2 protein-coding genes and 1 pseudogene are annotated in these 1,204 nt (G+C 26.8%); all 3 read left to right on the plus strand.

From position 1 onward, the window contains the following. Window positions 1-651: IS982 family transposase (locus HG1285_RS00770; protein ID WP_008289564.1), on the plus strand; the 651-nt coding region annotated here is incomplete at its 5' end. A gap of 65 nt (window positions 652-716) precedes the next feature. Continuing rightward, window positions 717-920 (plus strand): hypothetical protein, encoded by a 204-nt coding sequence (locus tag HG1285_RS00765; RefSeq protein ID WP_008289565.1) that lies wholly within the window; start codon window positions 717-719, stop codon window positions 918-920. A gap of 118 nt (window positions 921-1,038) precedes the next feature. After that, window positions 1,039-1,204 (plus strand): annotated as a pseudogene (locus HG1285_RS19315) (3-hydroxyacyl-[acyl-carrier-protein] dehydratase FabZ); the annotation flags it as partial.

The following is a 1,204-nucleotide window of genomic DNA, read 5'->3' on the forward strand; positions in this document are numbered from 1 at the left end:
GATATGTTTCCTTATGTGCCAGAGCTACCAGCCATTGTAAAAAGAGCAAAAAAGTTGAAAAAGTTAGTAAAAATTTTAATTATACTGGTAAAAAATTTGCTATCAAACAAAGAATCACTAATTGCAATACTTGATACAAAACCAATTCCAGTTTGTGAACTTACAAGGATAAAAAGATGTAAAAAGGTAAGTGGGAAATTATATAAAGGAAATAACGGACATAGAGAATGGTTTGGGTATAAATTAGGACTAATAATAGATACTTATGAACAACCTATATCGTTTAATATAATGCCAGCTTCAAAACACGATATAAACGCATTAAAAGAGTTTAAAGAAGAGCAAACGGTTATAGATTTGTTAAATGGTAAAGTTTTAATTGCAGACAAAGCATTCAATTCAAAAGGACTAAAAGAAGAACTAAAAAAAATATGTATAGAGTTAGAAGCTATAAAAAAAGGAAAGATTCATCATAAACAAAAGAAAAAACAAACTTTTTTAAAGACCATTAGGAAGAAGATAGAGACTACTTTCAGCAGATTGAAGTATATGGGAATTGAAAGTATTAAAGCTGTTTCTTTGGAAGGGTTTTTAGCTAAAATTCACTTTTTTATTTTAGCTCTACAGTTTAAAATTATACTTAAGGTTTAAATTGGAAATTAGGGTATATAATTTAATTTATGGTTTTAAAGGATGCTTATTTGTAAAGGTTAATATTGAAATCAAAGGAAGAATTAGGAAAGCATCTACTTAATATAGGTGTTGCCGTTATTGTTTTTGCTATATTGCAGCTTATAATGAATAATAAAGTTGATTTTGTAAAAGTAGTTGTTTTTGCAATTGTTTATATTTTAATCGCTTCAACTGGATATTTTTTAATAAAAGCAAGTGAGGATATAAAAGATGGAGAGAATAGATGAAATTTTATATTATTCAATAATATTTGCCAGTATATTCTTTACAGTATTTATTTCCCTTAAGTTTGGCAATGTAGTTGCAAAAAAAATAAATAAGTATTTTTAAAATGGAGGTTTAACAATGAACTCTTATGCAGATGTAATGCAGATTATGGAAATTTTGCCTCACAGATATCCGTTTTTACTTGTTGATAAAATTTTAGACCTTGACCTTGAAAACCTAAAAATAAAGCAGTTAAAATGTGACAATTAATGAGGAATTTTTTATAGGACATTTTCCACACTTT

The organism is Hydrogenivirga sp. 128-5-R1-1, assembly GCF_000171895.1.